5 protein-coding genes are annotated in these 2,684 nt (G+C 59.1%); 2 read left to right on the top strand and 3 right to left on the bottom strand.

What is annotated here, in order from left to right:
- Positions 1-26 precede the first annotated feature (26 nt).
- Positions 27-461, top strand: a complete 435-nt coding sequence (locus EOA22_RS30185; protein WP_127390458.1) for a hypothetical protein — start codon at positions 27-29, stop codon at positions 459-461.
- A gap of 104 nt (positions 462-565) precedes the next feature.
- On the opposite strand, the gene EOA22_RS37810 is transcribed toward EOA22_RS30185, so the two are convergent.
- Positions 566-703, bottom strand: coding sequence for a hypothetical protein (locus EOA22_RS37810; protein WP_155924994.1), 138 nt, complete (start codon positions 701-703; stop codon positions 566-568).
- Positions 704-830: 127 nt separating this feature from the next.
- On the opposite strand from EOA22_RS37810, the gene EOA22_RS30180 reads away from it, so the two are divergent.
- A complete protein-coding gene (locus EOA22_RS30180) occupies positions 831-1,061 on the top strand; it encodes a hypothetical protein (RefSeq protein WP_127219079.1) in 231 nt (76 codons plus the stop codon).
- A 12-nt stretch (positions 1,062-1,073) separates the two neighbouring features.
- Here EOA22_RS30180 and EOA22_RS30175 read toward each other — a convergent pair whose 3' ends face one another.
- The gene (locus EOA22_RS30175; RefSeq protein ID WP_244514449.1) at positions 1,074-1,868 is read right to left on the bottom strand and encodes a sugar transferase; all 795 of its coding nucleotides are present in this window, start codon (positions 1,866-1,868) and stop codon (positions 1,074-1,076) included.
- A 166-nt stretch (positions 1,869-2,034) separates the two neighbouring features.
- The gene (locus EOA22_RS30170; protein WP_127370227.1) at positions 2,035-2,580 is read right to left on the bottom strand and encodes a CpsD/CapB family tyrosine-protein kinase; all 546 of its coding nucleotides are present in this window, start codon (positions 2,578-2,580) and stop codon (positions 2,035-2,037) included.
- Positions 2,581-2,684 lie beyond the last annotated feature (104 nt).

Genomic DNA, 2,684 nt, shown 5'->3' with positions numbered 1-2,684 from the left:
TCTCTCTACAGGGAACGGTCGCACAGATGCAGAGCGACAGGTTGGTTGCCGAGACCTCGCTCTTGCGAGTCAGGCAGGAGATAAGCAAGACCGACATCGAGATCCTCAACCTCGGCAATAGCCAAGCCAGCGAAGTCGCTGCTGCCTTGCGCGAGACGCAACTGCAGCTCAATGAAGTGACCAGCAAGGCCAACACCGCGGTGCAGTTGTTGCACGATACCGAGGTCACGGCCCCTGCTCTGCTCGCCCTTAGAGAGCGCGCCGAAAGGGCCAAGCCGATCTTCAAGATCGTGAGGACGACGGACAGCGGCTCGCAAGAACTCACGGCTGAGGAAACGACGCCGATCGAGCCAGGCGATACCGTGAAGATCGATATCCCCGCCCCGCCGTCCGGCTTGGCTGCTCTACCTGTAGAGGACGACGTCCAGGCAGGGACGGTTTCTGTTCAAGGTACCAATTGACAGGCTTCATGATTGGCGCGGGTGCCGGCTCGCAACGCCTTCGACATGACCCCCGAACCCGAGACCGTTGGTGGCCGCCTGGACGGGTAAAGAACGCGCCGGCGTCATGGCCAGAGCGGTTCAGAGTGGGCGGAGCTGCCAGCTCGCTGCAGGTGCTTGTTTTTCTGCTGTTCCACACGGAAAACCGCCGCGCACCTTTCTTTGAACTGGTTCGCTTCAAGTTCAATGATCTGGCCGACCATGCTAGCAATTTCCGGCGGCACTTGCCTTGCACTTTGAGGCCGCATATCAGTGGGCACGCTGACGATGCCTTCCCTGCCGCAGTGAGGCGATCAGTTCCTGCGGGTATCACTGGAGATGTCGGTGCTCATGAGTGTAATCGCTATATCGGCGGCAGGCGTTCTGATGGGACTGCGCTTCAAGGCTCCTGCGCTGATCGCGGCGACTGCGCTGCTTGTGGTCGGAAGCTTTGCCTGGAATGGGCTCGGGTTGCCGGGCTACGTGACCGTCACTAAGTTCCTGATACTGTCATTCGTCTTGGCTGGCGCCTATATCATCGGTCTGTCCCTGTCCGTCCACCGGAAGCGCAAGGAAAGGTGACACGGCGGGACTTCAGGAAGCCCGGTCGAAACGTATGACTGCGAAAACCGTCCTGAACAGGATCACGATATCGAGCCAAACCGACCAGTTCCGCACATACTGGCAGTCCAGCTTCACGCGGTTGGCGTAGTCCATGCTGCTTCTTCCGTTCACCTGCCACAGACCGGTGAGCCCGGGCTTTGCCCGAAGGTATTCCCCTAAGTGGTCGCCGTAGCATTTTAGTTCGTCCTTGACGATGGGCCTTGGACCCACACAACTCATGTCGCCGCGGATGATGTTGAACAATTGCGGGAGTTCGTCGAGGCTCGACTTACGCAGCATCCACCCAAGCACCGTGACGCGGGGGTCGTTCCTGATCTTGCGGGTCTCCTCCCATTCCAACCTGACTTGAGGGTTGCTGTCGAGAAATGACTTCAGAACTTCGTCCGAATTGGTGACCATCGAGCGGAACTTGTAGCAATCGAATGGCTTTCCGCCAAAGCCGATGCGGCTATGCGAGAACACTGCCGGGCCTCCTGCCGTCATCCTGATCAGCAGAGCAACGACAATCATTACCGGCGCGGCAACCATAAGCGCCGTGAATGCTACTACCAGATCCATGATGCGCTTCAGGAGACCGCCCACAGGAGGGTTCGTCGTTCCCAAGCTGAGCGCGGGCGAAAGGTCCGTCAACACTGCCCCGGCACCGTTGTTGTCGGATGCGGGAAGGACGTGCAGGACTGCCGTTCGGCTGTCGGACGGGATAGGCAGAGATGGCTGAACCCAGATCGGGGCTGCCTGATGTGACTCGAAGGCGTTCGTTGTCATGGAACAATCGCTGTTTCGACTTGTTGTTGCACTCTTCCAAGGTCGGAGGTTGTCGACAAGAAGGGCAAAGGAGGTAGCGTGACGCTCAGGGGCTATCCCCCTAATCCCAAGGAATGATCCTCCTAGACTTTTTGCAACTTCCGAAGGAGAATGTCTCGCTACGGTTTCATGCTTTGCGGCGCTTGGGCGCGCGGACCCTGGCCAAGAGTACGCCTAGTATCGGGGTCCTGCAGGCCTGCAACGTCTTGACAAGTTCCTGCAGCGTCTGGACCTGTGTCTTGCCCCACTCGGCAACGATCACCACGCCGTCCAGGACAGATCCGACAATCAGTTCGTCGGCACCCGAGGCAAGCGTCGGCAGGTCGAGTATGACAATGTCGTAGGCAGGAAGTCCGTTGGCGGCAAGGTCACTAGCGGCTAGCTCCGAGAGGAACGCCTCCATCTTGCTAGGCGCCAGGAGGTGTCTGGCGTCCACGGTCGAACTGGAAAGGATGTCGAACGGCCGCCCCGCAGCACGAACGATGTTGAGACGGACAGGGTCCTGGCACGGTAGGTCGAGGGCTCCCGACTGGCTCAGAAGCCGCGAGGGGGTCATGGTCGGGCGCCGGATGTCGGCGTCAATCACCAGCGTCTTCAGGCCCGACATCGAGTAGAGCGTAGCGAGATTGCTGGCCACCGAACTCTTCGAACCGTCGTTGGATACGGCAGTCAACCCAAGAAACCTGATCGGGCGGCTGGTTTCCGCAAGGCTTATCTCGGTTCGCACTTTTCTCAGGCTATGGCTGTATCGGGATTGTGGAGATCTTGCCACTTGGT

It is taken from the genome of Mesorhizobium sp. M7A.F.Ca.US.014.04.1.1 (genome assembly GCF_003998745.1).
GTDB classification, from domain to species: domain Bacteria; phylum Pseudomonadota; class Alphaproteobacteria; order Rhizobiales; family Rhizobiaceae; genus Mesorhizobium; species Mesorhizobium ciceri.
Note: the sequence above shows the minus strand (reverse complement) of the source record. Positions and strands in the feature narration are given on the sequence as shown.

Coding starts and splice junctions, on each gene's coding strand:
- EOA22_RS30185 (WP_127390458.1), top strand. CDS start 27: ATGCAGAGCGACAGGTTGGTTGCCGAGACCTCGCTCTTGCGAGTCAGG.
- EOA22_RS37810 (WP_155924994.1), bottom strand. CDS start 703: ATGGTCGGCCAGATCATTGAACTTGAAGCGAACCAGTTCAAAGAAAGG.
- EOA22_RS30180 (WP_127219079.1), top strand. CDS start 831: ATGAGTGTAATCGCTATATCGGCGGCAGGCGTTCTGATGGGACTGCGC.
- EOA22_RS30175 (WP_244514449.1), bottom strand. CDS start 1,868: ATGACAACGAACGCCTTCGAGTCACATCAGGCAGCCCCGATCTGGGTT.